23 protein-coding genes, 2 tRNA genes and 3 pseudogenes are annotated in these 15,166 nt (G+C 47.0%); 27 read left to right on the forward strand and 1 reads right to left on the reverse strand.

The window, feature by feature from the left end; translation table 11 throughout:
- Positions 1-5: 5 nt before the first annotated feature.
- From QUE74_RS05735 to QUE74_RS05770, 8 genes and pseudogenes are all read left to right on the forward strand, one after another.
- On the forward strand, positions 6-953 hold the full coding sequence (locus QUE74_RS05735) for a helix-turn-helix domain-containing protein (RefSeq protein WP_032287400.1): 948 nt from the start codon (positions 6-8) through the stop codon (positions 951-953).
- Between the two features lie 42 nt (positions 954-995).
- On the forward strand, positions 996-1,397 hold the full coding sequence (locus tag QUE74_RS05740; RefSeq protein ID WP_000500986.1) for a DUF977 family protein: 402 nt from the start codon (positions 996-998) through the stop codon (positions 1,395-1,397).
- Between the two features lie 23 nt (positions 1,398-1,420).
- Positions 1,421-1,702: a DNA-binding protein gene (locus tag QUE74_RS05745; RefSeq protein WP_024166243.1), complete on the forward strand. Its 282-nt coding sequence runs from the start codon at positions 1,421-1,423 to the stop codon at positions 1,700-1,702.
- Positions 1,699-1,932, forward strand: a complete 234-nt coding sequence (locus tag QUE74_RS05750) for a hypothetical protein (RefSeq protein WP_000699805.1) — start codon at positions 1,699-1,701, stop codon at positions 1,930-1,932. The genes QUE74_RS05745 and QUE74_RS05750 overlap by 4 nt, the downstream gene beginning before the upstream one ends.
- Positions 1,919-2,242 (forward strand): annotated as a pseudogene (locus QUE74_RS05755) (ead/Ea22-like family protein); the annotation flags it as partial. The gene QUE74_RS05750 and the pseudogene QUE74_RS05755, both read left to right, overlap by 14 nt.
- Positions 2,243-2,381: 139 nt before the next feature.
- A complete protein-coding gene (locus QUE74_RS05760; RefSeq protein WP_000403790.1) occupies positions 2,382-2,738 on the forward strand; it encodes a hypothetical protein in 357 nt (118 codons plus the stop codon).
- A gap of 48 nt (positions 2,739-2,786) precedes the next feature.
- Positions 2,787-2,998 (forward strand): annotated as a pseudogene (locus QUE74_RS05765) (hypothetical protein).
- 35 nt (positions 2,999-3,033) lie between these two features.
- On the forward strand, positions 3,034-3,723 hold the full coding sequence (locus QUE74_RS05770; RefSeq protein ID WP_286331903.1) for a DUF551 domain-containing protein: 690 nt from the start codon (positions 3,034-3,036) through the stop codon (positions 3,721-3,723).
- Between the two features lie 100 nt (positions 3,724-3,823).
- On the opposite strand, the gene QUE74_RS05775 is transcribed toward QUE74_RS05770, so the two are convergent.
- A protein-coding gene (locus tag QUE74_RS05775; protein ID WP_088895425.1) for an IS3-like element IS2 family transposase occupies positions 3,824-5,052 on the reverse strand; the annotation gives its coding sequence in 2 pieces (ribosomal slippage) (positions 3,824-4,737 and positions 4,737-5,052; 1,230 coding nt in all).
- A 187-nt stretch (positions 5,053-5,239) separates the two neighbouring features.
- Here QUE74_RS05775 and QUE74_RS05780 point away from each other — a divergent pair.
- The 19 genes and pseudogenes from QUE74_RS05780 (at position 5,240) to QUE74_RS29550 (ending at position 14,744) form a co-directional block, all read left to right on the forward strand.
- Positions 5,240-5,725, forward strand: a complete 486-nt coding sequence (locus QUE74_RS05780; RefSeq protein WP_001142820.1) for a hypothetical protein — start codon at positions 5,240-5,242, stop codon at positions 5,723-5,725.
- A gap of 15 nt (positions 5,726-5,740) precedes the next feature.
- Entirely contained in the window at positions 5,741-6,253 is a 513-nt protein-coding gene (locus QUE74_RS05785; RefSeq protein ID WP_001274664.1) for a hypothetical protein, read from the forward strand.
- A gap of 710 nt (positions 6,254-6,963) precedes the next feature.
- Entirely contained in the window at positions 6,964-7,119 is a 156-nt protein-coding gene (gene hokD / locus QUE74_RS05790) for a type I toxin-antitoxin system toxin HokD (protein ID WP_000813254.1), read from the forward strand.
- 166 nt (positions 7,120-7,285) lie between these two features.
- On the forward strand, positions 7,286-7,564 hold the full coding sequence (locus tag QUE74_RS05795) for a hypothetical protein (RefSeq protein WP_001360563.1): 279 nt from the start codon (positions 7,286-7,288) through the stop codon (positions 7,562-7,564).
- 1 nt (position 7,565) lies between these two features.
- Positions 7,566-8,615, forward strand: a complete 1,050-nt coding sequence (locus tag QUE74_RS05800) for a DUF968 domain-containing protein (protein ID WP_001360564.1) — start codon at positions 7,566-7,568, stop codon at positions 8,613-8,615.
- 12 nt (positions 8,616-8,627) lie between these two features.
- On the forward strand, positions 8,628-8,999 hold the full coding sequence (locus QUE74_RS05805) for a RusA family crossover junction endodeoxyribonuclease (RefSeq protein ID WP_001217420.1): 372 nt from the start codon (positions 8,628-8,630) through the stop codon (positions 8,997-8,999).
- Entirely contained in the window at positions 8,992-9,360 is a 369-nt protein-coding gene (locus tag QUE74_RS05810) for an antiterminator Q family protein (protein ID WP_024166244.1), read from the forward strand. The genes QUE74_RS05805 and QUE74_RS05810 overlap by 8 nt, the downstream gene beginning before the upstream one ends.
- A gap of 153 nt (positions 9,361-9,513) precedes the next feature.
- Entirely contained in the window at positions 9,514-10,332 is an 819-nt protein-coding gene (locus QUE74_RS05815; protein WP_000265261.1) for a CPBP family intramembrane glutamic endopeptidase, read from the forward strand.
- Between the two features lie 287 nt (positions 10,333-10,619).
- A complete protein-coding gene (locus QUE74_RS05820; RefSeq protein WP_000917767.1) occupies positions 10,620-10,817 on the forward strand; it encodes a hypothetical protein in 198 nt (65 codons plus the stop codon).
- Between the two features lie 150 nt (positions 10,818-10,967).
- Positions 10,968-11,366, forward strand: a pseudogene (locus tag QUE74_RS05825) (DNA-methyltransferase); the annotation flags it as partial.
- A 28-nt stretch (positions 11,367-11,394) separates the two neighbouring features.
- The gene (locus tag QUE74_RS05830; protein ID WP_236922851.1) at positions 11,395-11,517 is read left to right on the forward strand and encodes a hypothetical protein; all 123 of its coding nucleotides are present in this window, start codon (positions 11,395-11,397) and stop codon (positions 11,515-11,517) included.
- Positions 11,518-11,631: 114 nt separating this feature from the next.
- Positions 11,632-11,707 (forward strand) — tRNA-Thr (locus QUE74_RS05835).
- Between the two features lie 3 nt (positions 11,708-11,710).
- Positions 11,711-11,785, forward strand: a tRNA-Gly gene (locus tag QUE74_RS05840).
- 343 nt (positions 11,786-12,128) lie between these two features.
- Positions 12,129-12,671: a hypothetical protein gene (locus QUE74_RS05845; RefSeq protein ID WP_000288258.1), complete on the forward strand. Its 543-nt coding sequence runs from the start codon at positions 12,129-12,131 to the stop codon at positions 12,669-12,671.
- Positions 12,672-12,881: 210 nt separating this feature from the next.
- Positions 12,882-13,307 carry a tellurite resistance TerB family protein gene (locus QUE74_RS05850; protein WP_000466938.1) on the forward strand — a complete coding sequence of 142 codons (426 nt, stop codon included), beginning with the start codon at positions 12,882-12,884 and terminating at the stop codon, positions 13,305-13,307.
- A complete protein-coding gene (locus QUE74_RS05855) occupies positions 13,304-13,456 on the forward strand; it encodes a DUF3927 family protein (RefSeq protein WP_000833650.1) in 153 nt (50 codons plus the stop codon). The genes QUE74_RS05850 and QUE74_RS05855 overlap by 4 nt, the downstream gene beginning before the upstream one ends.
- Before the next feature lie 111 nt (positions 13,457-13,567).
- The gene (locus QUE74_RS05860) at positions 13,568-13,783 is read left to right on the forward strand and encodes a class II holin family protein (RefSeq protein WP_000839574.1); all 216 of its coding nucleotides are present in this window, start codon (positions 13,568-13,570) and stop codon (positions 13,781-13,783) included.
- Positions 13,783-14,280, forward strand: coding sequence for a lysozyme RrrD (rrrD, locus tag QUE74_RS05865; RefSeq protein ID WP_001135246.1), 498 nt, complete (start codon positions 13,783-13,785; stop codon positions 14,278-14,280). Before QUE74_RS05860 ends, rrrD begins: the two co-directional genes overlap by 1 nt.
- On the forward strand, positions 14,277-14,744 hold the full coding sequence (locus QUE74_RS29550; RefSeq protein ID WP_001360569.1) for a lysis protein: 468 nt from the start codon (positions 14,277-14,279) through the stop codon (positions 14,742-14,744). The genes rrrD and QUE74_RS29550 overlap by 4 nt, the downstream gene beginning before the upstream one ends.
- Positions 14,745-15,166: the final 422 nt, after the last annotated feature.

Below are 15,166 nucleotides of genomic sequence, written 5' to 3' on the forward strand. Positions count from 1 at the left end.
TTTTTATGAGCAGCAAGCTTCATGGTCTTGTCTGGGAAGGGTGTGCCTTCACCGGCATGATCTTATCCAGGGTGGCAGTAATGGCTCGCCTTGCAGATTACAGCAATGACGAAGGTGTGTCATGGCCTGCAGTGGAGACCATTCGTCGTCAGATTGGGGCAAAGAGTGAATCAACGGTTAAAGCGGCGATAGCGGAACTGGAAAAGAACGGCTGGCTGACGAAGGAGGAACGTAAGGTCGGTGGGCGTAATGAAAGCAATATCTACCGTCTTAATGTGGAAAAACTCGAAGCAGCAGCAGCGGCGGCGCGTGAGGCATATAAACCGAAAAGAAAAATTAACCCGGTAAAAAATGACCCGTCAAATATTGACCCCTCAACGGTTGACCCCTCAAATTTTGATGGATCAACCGTTGATAAAAAACATTCGGTTAGGGGGACGATGGTTGGCCCCGATCCGTCAGTATTAAAACCTGATCCGCCAGATAAAAGATCTTCTTGTCCGGACGCTTCGCAACCGGACCCGCAGATGGCTGAACAGGATTTTTTAACCCGACACCCTGACGCGGTTGTGTTCAGTGCGAAAAAACGCCAGTGGGGCAGCCAGGAAGATTTAGCGTGTGCGCAGTGGATCTGGGGGCGAATCGTGAGTCTTTACGAGCAGGCTGCCAGCGATGATGGCGAAATCATGCGACCGAAAGAACCAAACTGGACTGCATGGGCCAATGATGTGCGCACAATGCGGATGCTGGATGGCAGAACTCACAGACAAATTTGCGAAATGTTTGGTCGGGTACAGCGGGATCCATTCTGGGTAAAAAACATCATGAGTCCGGCAAAACTCCGGGAAAAATGGGATGAGCTGGTTATTCGTCTGGGGCGTTCGCCTGTACAGCGTTGCGTGAATCACATTTCTGAACCGGATACCGAAATTCCGCCGGGGTTCAGGGGGTAAGTGTTGATTTGAGGTCATGAAGTTATTTTCTCAGGAGAGTTTATGGGGGCTATTTATACCGAAGAACAGCGGGAAAGATTACAGCGTCACATCGTTGACCTTGTACGTAAAAACGGGCGTATGAAAATGCCACAACTGGCATCGGCAACATATGCTTCACATGATTCCATTCGCCGGTACCTGAAGATGCTGGTGAGCCAGGGCGAAGTGTATGTTGTCAGCGGAAAAGGGGTATTCCTTTCAGAGAGAGTTTACCGTGAATGGCTGGCAAGTTCGGCAAAAAAATCAAGGGTTATCCGCAAACCAGCACAAAAACAGGGTAAGGCCGGAGTACAACCCTACGACCGGCACCAGAACGTAATTTGCCGGGAATGTCGTAACAGCGAATCAATGCAGCGGGTACTGGCTTTTTACCGGGGTGGATTTCAGGAGCTCGTATCGTGAAAAAGTGGGTGCGTGCCGAGATACTGATTCTACGGCAGTGTGCGGGAACAATGACGGTGGAATGTATCGGGATGCTTATTGGTCGTAGTGAGGCTGCGGTCAGAACGAAAGCGCGGGAACTGGGTATTAGTATGATGTTACGGGGTGATTATCACCAGTCAGCAAAATATCCGCAGAGTGATATTGAGCTGGCGCGACAGCTGCATCAGCTTGGCGTGTCCAGGAGAGAAATCGCCAGAAAATTTGGAATGCCGCTGCGCACAGTGAATAACTACGTTTATTTCGACAGGAGGGTGTCTGCGTGAAAATCCTGTATCAGGATTACGGCCCGGTGGGACAGGTGGTTATCAGCAGTACTGTAATGGAGTTCCGGAAGCATAACCGTGTGGTGGATGCAGTGCTGTTAGCCTGTCCGGGGATATCGGCGAGCCGTGCAGGTGTGTTTTTTATGAAGACGAAGTTATATGGCAGTACAGCGTGGATAAAGAAGGCGTACCGGGTAGCGTTACAGGAGGTAAACAGTGAGCGAAATTAACTGTCAGGCACTGCGAGAGGCGGCAGAGAAAGCAACTAAAGGAAGCTACATCGTAGGGCATACGTCTGTTAACCAGCATGGCAATTTAACAGGAGTTTTTGTTTGTCAAAAATGGAAAGGAGAACCCGGTGGCGTGATTGCAGAATGTCATGTTAACTGCCTGGTTGAAACAGATGCTCAGGCTTACGCAAACGCTGAATTTATTGCTGCCTTTAATCCAAAGGTTGCGCTGGCGATACTGGATAAGCTGGAAGCTAAAGACAAGCGCATTGCAGAACTGGAGGCGAGGGAAATCCAGTTACCTGCTGGCTTCGACCTTCGATATGGACACCCGATAAATGCTGATGAGCGACATGTGATGATACCTAAAGAAAATGGCAACTGGATTCATCGGACTGACTTAGAGCACTCACTACGTGTTGCAGGGATTCGTATTAAAGGAGACTAACGTGGAAATAAAACCAGAAGATGAGTTAAGTAATATTGTTTTATTTCCGGTAAAAGAGGATGACCCACGTAATCAGGTTAATTTTCTTTATGAGCCATCGGAAAGACCATATTGTCATCACGACTCTGTCCGGGTTGACGAAAAAGAGCGTCAGGTCCGCTGTAAAATCTGCGGTGCAGTTGTGGAGCCATTTGACTGGATGCTCTCTGTGGCGAAAAGAGAAACCAGACTGGCAGATGATGTAAGGATCTTGCGCCAGGAGGAACGGGAAAGGCGGAGAAATATAGAAAAGCTAATTCAGATTGAGCGTAACGTGAAAGCGCGGATACGCAGGGCGACAAAATCCAGAACAGAATAATTAAATTTAGCACTGTTAAAAATTTAATCCTTAACCGGAGGTATATCAATGTCAAACGCACAGAAAGTTATTAACGCTGAAAAATATAACGAGTGGGTGAAAAAGTTCTCAGAGCAGATTTTTAAAATTACTGGCGACGAGAATGCGGCAAAAAATGAATTAGAGCCGTGGACACCTGAAGGTGTCGCCCCAAATTATTGCTGGTGGATGTTGATCCAGTTGATGCTGCAAATGAAGCGATGAGTTATCACAACGATTAATGTCAGGAGGCCGCCCGAAAGGGCGGTAATGAAAAGTGACTGAATTAACCAAAGAGCAATTAATCGAAGAAGCCAAATTAAAAATAGCGATTGCGAAATGCCACCCCAATTCAGGGATGGCACGGGTAGAGGGCGAGTTATTCAAAATTGCACTGGCATCGCTGGTAGCAGAACCGCTGGTGCCCGTCATGTATAAAGGAATGAAACTGTTAACAAAAGAGGGGCTTGAGCTTATTCGTGACGGTATTGCGGAGGCTACGGGACTGGAAGCAATGTGTATGGCTGATGCTTTGCTGTCTGGGGGGGGGGCAGTGCCGTCAGTGCCGAAAGAAATGTATTGGCAGGATGCACCAGTTGAAAGTAGCAGCAAAGCAGCTGCATACGCTACAGGCTGGAAAGCCTGCCGCGAAGCCATGCTTCAGTCCGGAAACTTTCGGGATAATAAGAATTCGTCAACCAACAATTTTCGGGAAATCCCGGAAACGTCAACCAGCTCTCAGGGAACTCCGGCTGGCTGGATAAGCTGTAGTGATGCAGTTCCTGCTGAATATTGCGATGTGATTCTGCGCGATGATCTCGGGAATGTATTCCCCGGTTCATGGGATAAGGTTTTTTGCCCCACTCGTGGCGGGAATAAGATGGCTTTTGTGGACAAAGACGGCGTCGAAGTAGAGAGCTCAACCCACTGGATGCCGCTACCAGAATCGCCGAAGGTGGTGAAGTGATGGAAAATGAATTCGAAAATGCTATCGCCACGGTGCAGCCAAAATCAATAGTTGAGTAGACTTACTCTGAGGCTTGACTACGAGGTTACTGGATTTGCCCCTATATTTCCAGACATCTGTTATCACTTAACCCATTACAAGCCCGCTGCCGCAGATATTCCCGTGGCGAGCGATAACCCAGCGCACTATGCGGATGCCATTCGTTATAATGCTCGAACGCCTCTGCAAGGTTCTTTGCTGCCGTTAACCCGTCTGGTTTGGGCATGATACTGATGTAGTCACGCTTTATCGTTTTCACGAAGCTCTCTGCTATTCCGTTACTCTCCGGACTCCGCACCGCCGTGTTCTTCGGTTCAAGTCCCAACATCCGGGCGAACTGGCGTGTTTCATTAGCCCGGTAGCATGAACCATTATCCGTCAGCCACTCCACTGGAGACGACGGAAGATCGTTGCCGAAGCGGCGTTCCACCGCTCCCAGCATGACGTCCTGTACTGTTTCACTGTTGAAGCCGCCAGTAGTCACCGCCCAGTGCAGTGCCTCACGATCACAGCAGTCCAGCGCGAACGTGACACGCAGTCTCTCTCCGTTATCACAGCAGAACTCGAACCCGTCAGAGCACCATCGCTGATTGCTTTCTTTCACGGCCACTCTGCCTGTATGTGCCCGTTTCGATGGCGGTACAGCAGGTTTTCGCTCAAGCAACAGCGCATTCTGGCGCATGATCCGGTAAACACGTTTGGCATTGATCGCAGGCATACCATCAAGTTCTGCCTGTCTGCGAAGCAGCGCCCATACCCGACGATAACCATACGTGGGCAGCTCTCCGATAACATGGTGTATACGGAGAAGCACATCCGTATCATCAGTGTGACGACTGCGGCGGCCATCCATCCAGTCATCGGTTCGTCTGAGAATGACGTGCAACTGCGCACGCGACACCCGGAGACAACGGCTGACTAAGCTTACTCCCCATCCCCGGGCAATAAGGGCGCGTGCGCTATCCACTTTTTTGCCCGTCCATATTCAACGGCTTCTTTGAGGAGTTCATTTTCCATCGTTTTCTTGCCGAGCAGGCGCTGGAGTTCTTTAATCTGCTTCATGGCGGCAGCAAGTTCAGAGGCAGGAACAACCTGTTCTCCGGCGGCGACAGCAGTAAGACTTCCTTCCTGGTATTGCTTACGCCAGAGAAATAACTGGCTGGCTGCTACACCATGTTGCCGGGCAACGAGGGAGACCGTCATCCCCGGTTCAAAGCTCTGCTGAACAATTGCGATCTTTTCCTGTGTGGTACGCCGTCTGCGTTTCTCCGGCCCTAAGACATCAATCATCTGTTCTCCAATGACTAGTCTAAAAACTAGTATTAAGACTATCACTTATTTAAGTGATACTGGTTGTCTGGAGATTCAGGGGGCCAGTCTAGTTACCATTAGGTGTAATTTAGAGTAAGTTGGTAGCCTCAGTTGTCGAAGAGGCATAATGGTGATTGTTAGTTGATGCAATAATTAAGGAATGTTAATGCCTACTAATGCTGAACAACCAGTATCAATTAGTAAACCGAAGACCGTTACACTTCGTGCTTTTGAAATAAAAAACACTGCACTTTCGAAAAGTTCTAGCGAAGCTAAGGCCGATTTGATAGCAAGGCTTAGTCAAGTAAAACAGGCAAAAGATAGATGCATGTTGTTAAATCCAGAAGATCCTAAGCAGGAAAGAGATGTTCTTTCGTATTTTAAAGAATCTCCTGTTACTGATTCAGTATTTTGCACTATGTTAAGGATTACATCTGACAAAGAAATCCAACACATAACAGATTCTCTTTTTGAGAAAGAGGTCTTTTCTCTGGATGATATAGAAACATCTCATTTAGATGTGTCAGCAATATGTAAAGGCCATTACTATTTTTGCATGAGTGATGATTTTTTAGTTACAAATCTCCCATTAAATAAAACGATTGTGCGTTTACAAACGTATCTGAGTTGGTTTACAAATAATGAGCTTTAAGAATTCACCCCACTAGTGTCAGCAAAAGGGAAAACGAAACTTAGTGATTTAAAAGCCATAATCGTTAAAGATCCAGAACCGTTAGTACCGACTGCTATGTGTGATGAGTCTGGTGTTAGAAGTAAAAAGGGAGAAATTACGGTTAGCGAAGGTCATAAATCTATCAAGTTAACACAAAAAGTTCTGGATATTATCAGGAGTTCGATGTCAGACTCTGAACAACTTAATGATATGATGCTGAGTCAAATGATTTCTGCTGAATTGTTAATAAAATTTAAAAAGCCACGCAGAATGACAGATGATGAATATAGTAGAGCTTTAGGGGCTTATTTGAAACCCGTTAGCGATCTTGATAATGTATCATTTAAGCGAAAAGATAACAAAACAGAAGTGAAAGGCAAGGATTTGCTGTTAACAAAGTCTGTAAGTATTGAAACGACACAGTCAGGTAAATTAGTTGAGCATCATTTGCTACAAGAGATGAGCAAGTTTTTGCTAGAGTTAAGCAATGAAAAAAATAGCGGTTAGCGTATTATCAATATTGCTGCTCACATTGTTGGCTAGTTCAGTCTGGGATGTTCGTCCGGACGGTTTTTTTGCGTCGACAGTTTTTACAATTTCTGGAATAATGTTCTCAATTGGATTAGGGCTAATTGTGAATTTTAGCACATCCGGTGTAAGGAACCGTGGATACATTCTGCGTATTAGACGTAATGTAATGAGGGTGAGGAATTCATTTCTATTATATTTTGGTTTGTCGACTTTTTCTTACATAGCAAATCAATATCTTACTGCTTTTGAGTTTTCTTTAACCTTTGGTGATGGTATCAAAACATGTTTTAGCGCATCCATATTCTTTTGCTTGCTTATAATTTATTCCTCTATATATTTTGTTGTTAATTTTATAGAGTTGCAAAAACTCAATAATGATATTTTTGATAAAGTCAATGCGGAAATAACTAACAAATGAAATGGCTTTTGTGTGCATGTTAAATAAAGAATACATGGCATCATTTAATGATGTCATGTGTAACGAGCGAAAAGCCTTTTGAACGGTTTTCATAAGTTATATTGAAAGATAAAATTGCTGCGGGTGCTTGAGGCTATCTGCCTCAGGCATGAACACCAACGGCAGATAGATAAAAGCCCCACCCGACTATAAATCGAAGTGAGGCCCCTATATGCTCGTCACATACAGATTGCCTCTTACGGACCGAAAGGTCAAGGAGAAGCAGGCTATGAAGCAGCAAAAGGCGATGCTAATCGCCCTGATCGTCATCTGTTTAACCGTCATAGTGACGGCACTGGTAACGAGGAAAGACCTCTGCGAGGTACGAATCCGAACCGGCCAGACGGAGGTCGCTGTCTTCACAGCTTACGAACCTGAGGAGTAAGAGACCTGGCGGGGAGAATTCCCTCGCCACCTCTGATGTGTCAGGCTTCCTCAACGCACCCGCACTTAACCCGCTTCGGTGGGTTTTGTTTTTTCTGTGCATTCTGGTTTACAATTCGCACGCCAGCCTGAACAACTGGCACCTGCTGCGCCAGCAGAGACAACCGATGGCGCACGATACCAAATTACACAATTCTGATGATTCTGCCGTCTTTGCCAGCAGGCACGGGCTGCGTTCTCACGCATTCAAATATGACTGGTATCAGCACGATCCCTGTACTGAAGAACAGGCCGAATGGCTGATTCATAACTACCGCAGACGTGGGTATGAGTTTAAGAAAGCCCTCAGTCTCGATTATCGTCACTGGATAATCTACGTCAGGCTCCCTTATTCCGAACGCCCGCCGCGTCCATCCCGCACATTCCAGCAACGGATCTGGAGGTAACGTGCGGGTATTACTTCGACCTGTTCCGGTGCCGGAACTCGGGCTGGTGGTCCTTAAGCCGGGCCGTGAATCTATGCAGGTATTTCATAATCCCCGGGTACTGGTGGAGCCGGAACCGAAAAGCATGCGCGGTCTGCCGTCCGGAGCTGTTCCTGCCGTTCGCCAGGCGCTGGCGGAAGATAAATCATTACTGCCATTTTTCAGCGATGAGCGGGTGATTCGTGCTGCTGGCGGCGCTGGTGCACTGTCTGACTGGCTGTTGCGTCATGTCAAATCCTGCCAGTGGCCTCATGGTGACTATCATCACAGTGAAACCGTCATACATCGTTACGGTACCGGCGCGATGGTGTTGTGCTGGCACTGCGACAACCAGTTGCGTGACCAGACCTCCGAATCACTCGGGCAACTTGCTCATCAAAACCTGTCGGCATGGATGATTGACGTCATACGCCACGCAATGAATGGCACACAAGAGCGGGAATTATCGCTGGCTGAATTGTACTGCTGGGCTGCTGTAAATGATGTAGTGGATGCCATGACCGAAAATATGGCGCGTCGAATCCTGAAGCGTCCGGGTGAAAAAATCCGCTCAATATACCGCGAGAGCGACATCATACCGGGAGAACCGACAGCCACCAGCATACTGAAGCAGCGCACAAAAAATATTGCGCTACCACCTTACGCCCACCAGCAACAGAACCCACCACAGGAAAAGACGGTGGTCAGCATCGCCGTTGATCCGGAGTCTCCTGAATCTTTCATGAAGCGACCTAAACGTCGCCGTTGGGTAAATGAGAAATATACGCGCTGGGTGAAGACTCAGCCGTGTGCGTGTTGTGGTCAACCAGCCGACGATCCCCATCACCTGATTGGTCATGGTCAGGGCGGAATGGGAACAAAGGCCCACGATATTTTTACACTACCGCTGTGCCGGGAGCATCACAACGAACTTCATGCGGATCTGCTGGCGTTCGAAGAAAACCATGGTTCCCAGATTGATTTAATTTTTCGTTTTCTTGATCACGCCTTTGCAACCGGCGTGCTTGGGTAAAAGAGGTTACTGATGCGTATAGAGTTTGTTTTGCCTTACCCGCCGACGGTGAACACCTACTGGCGACGTCATGGCAGCACATATTTTGTATCAAAAGCCGGTGAGCGTTATCGCCGTGATGTGGCGTTCATTGTTCGCCAGCAGCGGTTGAAATTAAACCTCTCCGGAAGGCTGGCGATAAAGATTATTGCAGAGCCACCGGATAAGCGCCGTCGTGACCTGGACAATATCCTGAAAGCACTGCTGGATGCGCTGACACATGCGGGGCTGCTTATAGACGACGACCAGTTTGATGAAATCAATATTGTGCATGGTCTGCCTGTTTGCGGTGGGCGACTGGGTGTGAATATATTCGTAATAAGAGGATGTAATGATGTTGCGTGATATTCAGCTGGTTATGGAGCGGTGGGGAGCATGGGCAGCAAGTAATCATGAAGATGTAACATGGTCCTCGATAGCTGCTGGTTTTAAAGGATTAATCCCGACTAAAGTGAAATCACGTCCTCAGTGTTCTGATGATGACGCCATGATAATTTGTGGCTGTATGGCACGATTAAACAAGAATAATCAGTATTTGCACGATTTGTTGGTGGATTATTACGTAGGTGGAATGACATTTATGGCTCTTGCACGTAAGCATAGATGTTCTGATGGGCTTATTGGTAAAAGACTTTATAAAGCTGAAGGTATTATTGAAGGAATGCTTATGGCTCTGAATGTCCGGTTAGATATGGATATGCGGTAGGGATATATAGTGACGAGGGTTATGTTTTCCGTGTTTATAATTAATATGTTTATTTTTTGATGGTCATGAATTTTATGGAAGGTAAACAAAATGTTGCCAGGTGAATTGAAAATATTGATAATCAATCATCATCATTAAATAAAAGGAGTGTTTATGTGGATTGTGTTAGCACTGTCACTGTCAACTCTCAGTTGGCATAAGGTAGTGGCTTTTTCATTGTTGACGGTGTCTGTTGTCCTGGCTGTGCTTAATGATATTATTGATTGGCCGGTGTTGTTTTTTGTTGCTACAATCGTTTTTTTTATTATTTTGAAGTTCAACTGGAAATATAACGCCTGGGCTAAATCCATATATGAAGCTGGCATAGTTTTATCAGCCATAGCATTATCTTTCCATTTATGGCCAGGGTTTCACAATCCTGTAGTGCTAAAGTCTGTCACTGTCGGACCTCAAAGCACTCCCTATACAATGTATTTTAATTTTGATAAAGCGCTGGTGCCATTTTTGTTAGTCCTGTGTACAGCTTCTTTGTTTAAAAAAGAAGTGAAATCAGAAGTGTCTTTGTGGAAATGGGGGGCTCTGTTGCTCTCTGTTCCTCTTATACTGTTTTTGGCTGTTTTTTTTGGTGGGTTAAAGCCAGAGATTCATTTTCCAGAGTGGTTGCCAGAGTTTATATTGGCTAATTTGTTTTTTGTGTCTCTGGCAGAGGAGTCATTATTTAGAGGGTATATTCAATCACGGCTATCAGAAGTGACGTCTCCATTGGTTGCGTTAATTGTGGCGTCTTTGTTGTTTGGTTTTTATCACTATTCAGGTGGTGCTTTACTTGTATTATTTGCCACGTTATCTGGTGTTGTGTATGGATTGTCATGGATGTGGAGTGGGTGCTTGTGGGTGGCAACCCTTTTCCATTTTGGTCTGAATCTGTGTCACTTGTTATTCTTTACCTATCCATTCTTAAAACATAATTGATTTTTTTCTATGGCTTTAAATTTATAACACTGAAAAATAGCAGTATGTGACATTTGCATGAAAAATATGCACGGCAAAGCATTTACGTACGTAAAAAATCATGTATGCTTTTAAGAGTGGTTATTTCACCGCATAGCCTGAACCCGCCTCTGAGCGGGTTTTTTGTGCCCGCAAAGTAGCGCAGTGCGTTAAATGTGCTGGTAGTTATTAATACTGGTCTTTCTGCTTGCTGGCTTTTTAGACAAGAGTTATTGGTATGTCACGTTAACCAGAAAAGGGAAAAAGACATGCTAAAACAGCAGGATATGACCGAAACCGCCAGAGTGGTGTTTAATGAATTAAGCGTCACCGAACCGGCGACCGTCGGGGAGATTGCGCAGAATACTTACCTTTCACGCGAGCGCTGCCAGTTAATACTGACTCAGCTTGTTATGGCGGGTCTGGCAGATTATCAGTTCGGTTGTTACAGACGCCTTCCGCAGTGAAGGCTTTTTAATTTGTGGTAATGGGCGGCTGGTGGGTGTTAGCGGCACCTGCCAGCCATCTGCTCATGCGTTGGGGTCACAAGCAAACCTCAGGCCCATCTGCTTTGCGCAAAAGCGGTATGAGCCTATCAGAGAAGTGCTTATTGATCTATGGCTAATACTGTAAAAATATCCAGCTGCGAGTTAATCAACGCTGATTTCCTGGAATTTATCCAGACCTTACCGGAAAACTCTGTCGATCTGATAGTCACAGACCCGCCATACTTTAAAGTGAAGCCCGAGGGCTGGGATAACCAGTGGAAGGGCGACGATGATTACCTGAAATGGCTGGATCAGTGTCTGGCGCAGTTCTGGTGGGTATTAAAACCCGCCGGAAGTCTTTACCTGTTCTGTGGTCATCGCCTGGCATCTGATATCGAAATCATGATGCGTGAGCGCTTTAATGTGCTGAACCACATTATCTGGGCGAAGCCGTCCGGGCGCTGGAACGGGTGCAACAAGGAAAGCCTGCGGGCGTATTTCCCGGCAACAGAGCGCATTCTGTTTGCGTCCGGGAGATTTGGTTGCCGACTTTTTCATGGGGTCAGGCTCCATAATAAAAGCAGCGCTGGCACTTGGGGGCATGGCGTTAAGCGTTGAACTTGAGTCTGAACGTTTTGAGCATACTGCGGGTGAAATAGTTACGTTGGCAGATAATTAAATCACTGCACAATAAGCTAATGAATTGATGTTAACTTCCCGTATTATTGGGCTACTTCGAGAGAAAGGTGCATTACATTTCAGATGTATTTCATCTCACATCCGAGGAAGCAATGTCGACTTAGCTCAGCAGGCAGAGCAACTGACTTGTAATCAGTAGGTCACCAGTTCGATTCCGGTAGTCGGCACCATATGCGGGTATCGTATAATGGCTATTACCTCAGCCTTCCAAGCTGATGATGCGGGTTCGATTCCCGCTACCCGCTCCAACATTTGATAGAGGCGTATTGCAGCACTGGCGTATTTTTATTACGTGAGGACAGATTGTTTTTTTAGGAACTCTCAGTTTTCGGGCTATGTTTTGAGGCCAGGTTAGCCTCAGTGCTGATTTTTTACAATACCGGAATGGTGCATTATTGGTTGGGTTACGTAGTGAGCCCTATGGCAGGTACCGGTGATGCACCATTCCGATGTTGTAAACATCACTTAGAGTAAGTTATAGAACAATTTGCTACTAAGTAAAACCTGAAACCTGGGAATACATCTTTACCGCCACACTTGGCGGTTTTTTTTTATTCTGTTTTTTCATGGCTCGCTACGGCGGCCTTTTTCATGTATACCCTGGCGGTTATTATGATGGCTTGTTTATTTGTTCATAAGAGGATTGATACAGTGGTCACTTATGCTGATATCAGGGCAAAACGGGCCGAAATACTGAAAGCTAAGCAGGAATACATTCAGCGGTTGCGGGATACAGCCACAAGGCTGGTCAATGCCTATGAGTCTTCACTGGCGTTGCCGGAACTGCAATGGCGAGACATTGAGGGTGAGTTACATCCTTACGTCTATATTTGCTTCAATGGCTTCAGTGTCCGACCGGAGGATTTGCAGGTAGACCTTAGGGACGGAGTTGCGTTTAAATTATACACAGTTGTTGATGACAATCCCCGCCAGTCTGCAAGTATGGAAGTTGGTGTAAAGATTGTGCTGCTTGATGGCGATAACCTGACGATTTCAGTTAATGGTTATGGGGACAGAACATTTTCGCACGTAGATACCGATGCAAAAATTAACGAGGTATGCGAGTTCATCAAAGACAGTATTTTAATGTCGATGAATGATGTGAATTTGGCAAAGCATCTCTGCCGAAGATAGAAGGCAGGAGTCGTAAAAAGGAATCGTTCGAAAATCTCAGAATCACCAGGCTGCGCATTTGCGTGGCCTTTTTTGTATCCGCGCCACGCCCGGCGCATATCAAAAACCACAGAGCCTTTCAGGGGTGAGCTTACGGGATGGTCAGTGTGACTTTCTCTGTGGGCTGGTCACCCCCGGGCGCAGGCTCACCCACTAAAAGGAAAAGTCACGATGTTTGGTATTTTCAAAAAGAAAACACGCAAGGCCATTACCGAAGTGAAGAAGATGGAGAACCGCGACGCAGTGGAGGCGACCGTCTGGGGTGCGTATTCCATTGCATACGCTGACGACACCTGTGACTCGAAAGAAATCGCGGTACTGGAGAAAACCATTGCAGCACTTCCTGCCTTTGCGCCGTTCTCCGGTGAGATTGCACAAATGAGTGCAAATATCCGCGCCCGTTATGAAGCGTCGCCGCGCTCTGCCAATGCTGAAGCCCTTCGCCAGCTGGCTGATGTCGCCGGTACTGATGACGCAGTGAATGTGCTGTGCCTGTGTCTGGATATTGCAGACCAGGATGGCATTGGGCCGGAGGAAGAAGTACAGCTCAAGAAAATTGCTCAGGCGCTTCAGTTACCGCTGGAGCAGTACCTGTGAAAAGTGCGCGCCTTGTACTGGCTGCCATCCTGCTGTTTCTGGTAGTGGTGGTGGATTTTACCGGACGGCTGATGTCGGTACTGGCAGATGGTGTGCTGGTGGTGATGGTGTTGGTCGTGCTCCGGCCTTTACTGCGCAAATCTGAATAACACCACGCAAAAGGCATCTGCGGGTGCCTTTGATTGGGTGTTGTTTTTACGGGCCGCTGGTGGCCTTTTTTGTTTCCATTATACAACGCCCGCATCTGCGAGGTGGGGGTTATGAAATCCATGGACAAAATTTCAACGGGCATTGCCTATGGCACCTCCGCAGGCAGTGCTGGCTACTGGTTTTTACAGTGGCTTGATCAGGTCAGTCCGTCACAGTGGGCTGCGATTGGTGTATTAGGGAGTCTGGTTCTGGGCTTCCTGACTTATCTGACAAATCTGTACTTCAAAATAAGAGAAGACAGAAGAAAGGCTGCGAGAGGTGAATAATGCCTCCATCATTACGAAAAGCCGTTGCTGCTGCTATTGGTGGCGGGGCTATTGCTATAGCATCTGTGTTAATCACTGGTCCAGGTGGTAACGATGGTCTGGAAGGTGTCAGTTACATACCATACAAAGATATTGTTGGTGTATGGACTGTATGCCACGGACACACCGGAAAAGACATCATGCTCGGTAAAACGTATACCGAAGCAGAATGCAAAGCCCTCCTGAATAAAGACCTTTCCACGGTCGCCAGACAAATTACCCCGTACATCAAAGTCGATATACCAGAAACAACGCGCGGCGCTCTTTACTCATTCGTCTATAACGTGGGTGCTGGAAATTTCAGAACATCGACTCTTCTTCGCAAAATAAACCAGGGTGATATCAAAGGCGCATGTGATCAGCTACGGCGCTGGACATACGCTGGCGGTAAGCAATGGAAAGGGCTGATGACCCGTCGTGATATTGAGCGTGAAGTCTGTTTGTGGGGGCAGCAATGAGCAGAGTAACCGCGATTATCTCCGCTCTGATTATCTGCATCGTCGTCTGTCTGTCGTGGGCGGTCAATCATTACCGTGATAACGCCATCGCCTACAAAGAACAGCGTGATAAAAAAGTCAGTGAGCTGAAGCAGGCGACTGCCACCATCGCTGACATGCAGCAGCGTCAGCGTGATGTTGCTGCGCTCGATGCAAAGTACTCGAGAGAATTAGCCAATGCGCAAGCTGAAAATGAAACTCTGCGTGCTGATGTTACCGCTGGTCGTAAGCGCCTGCGGATCAACGCCACCTGTCCAGGCTCCGTGCGTGAAGCCACCGCCACCGCCCGCGTGGGCAATGATGCCAGCGTCGAACTCTCTCCAGTTGCTGGACGAAACGTTCTCGGTATCAGAGACGGAATCATCAGCGACCAGGCAGCATTGAGAACGCTTCAGGAATATATCCGTACTCAGTGCCTGAAATAGTTTTTTCAATGCGTTGTATCGTCGCCGTATTTCCGCATTAACAGAGACCGCAGCCCTATGGGGAGACTCCTCTGCGCGAGTGTGCGGGGATAATCAAAAACGATACACACCGGGGTTTACTGCGTTAACGGAGCGCGGCGTTGTCCCCTCATAGTCGCCTGGCCGGTGCGATGGTGGAAGAAACCGGAACACATTACAAAATGATAACAATTATCATTTTTCGGGTCCTCCTGGCGGGGTGGGCCTGTACACGGGGCGGGTCGGCGCGGAAAAAAGCGCATTTTTGTGATTTTATCGTCATCATCATCATGTATGTAAACTGTTGTTTTTAATGTAATTGATACAAAAAAGATGATGGTTGTGGCCAATTTTTGTTCGACATCTTTGTGTGGCGGCATTTCTTTACAAAAAAAACAGAATCA

The sequence above is a fragment of the Escherichia sp. 10290 genome, assembly GCF_030295155.1.
Lineage (GTDB): Bacteria > Pseudomonadota > Gammaproteobacteria > Enterobacterales > Enterobacteriaceae > Escherichia > Escherichia coli_F.

What these genes read in the sequence shown, in the direction of transcription:
- QUE74_RS05805 (WP_001217420.1), top strand. Translation starts at nt 8,628, where the DNA reads ATGCGTATAGAGTTTGTTTTGCCTTACCCGCCGACGGTGAACACCTAC.
- QUE74_RS05850 (WP_000466938.1), top strand. Translation starts at nt 12,882, where the DNA reads ATGTTTGGTATTTTCAAAAAGAAAACACGCAAGGCCATTACCGAAGTG.
- QUE74_RS05780 (WP_001142820.1), top strand. Translation starts at nt 5,240, where the DNA reads ATGCCTACTAATGCTGAACAACCAGTATCAATTAGTAAACCGAAGACC.
- QUE74_RS05735 (WP_032287400.1), top strand. Translation starts at nt 6, where the DNA reads ATGAGCAGCAAGCTTCATGGTCTTGTCTGGGAAGGGTGTGCCTTCACC.
- QUE74_RS29550 (WP_001360569.1), top strand. Translation starts at nt 14,277, where the DNA reads ATGAGCAGAGTAACCGCGATTATCTCCGCTCTGATTATCTGCATCGTC.
- QUE74_RS05815 (WP_000265261.1), top strand. Translation starts at nt 9,514, where the DNA reads ATGTGGATTGTGTTAGCACTGTCACTGTCAACTCTCAGTTGGCATAAG.
- hokD (WP_000813254.1), top strand. Translation starts at nt 6,964, where the DNA reads ATGAAGCAGCAAAAGGCGATGCTAATCGCCCTGATCGTCATCTGTTTA.
- QUE74_RS05795 (WP_001360563.1), top strand. Translation starts at nt 7,286, where the DNA reads ATGGCGCACGATACCAAATTACACAATTCTGATGATTCTGCCGTCTTT.
- QUE74_RS05830 (WP_236922851.1), top strand. Translation starts at nt 11,395, where the DNA reads ATGGGGTCAGGCTCCATAATAAAAGCAGCGCTGGCACTTGGGGGCATG.
- QUE74_RS05860 (WP_000839574.1), top strand. Translation starts at nt 13,568, where the DNA reads ATGAAATCCATGGACAAAATTTCAACGGGCATTGCCTATGGCACCTCC.
- QUE74_RS05845 (WP_000288258.1), top strand. Translation starts at nt 12,129, where the DNA reads ATGTATACCCTGGCGGTTATTATGATGGCTTGTTTATTTGTTCATAAG.
- QUE74_RS05820 (WP_000917767.1), top strand. Translation starts at nt 10,620, where the DNA reads ATGCTAAAACAGCAGGATATGACCGAAACCGCCAGAGTGGTGTTTAAT.
- rrrD (WP_001135246.1), top strand. Translation starts at nt 13,783, where the DNA reads ATGCCTCCATCATTACGAAAAGCCGTTGCTGCTGCTATTGGTGGCGGG.
- QUE74_RS05740 (WP_000500986.1), top strand. Translation starts at nt 996, where the DNA reads ATGGGGGCTATTTATACCGAAGAACAGCGGGAAAGATTACAGCGTCAC.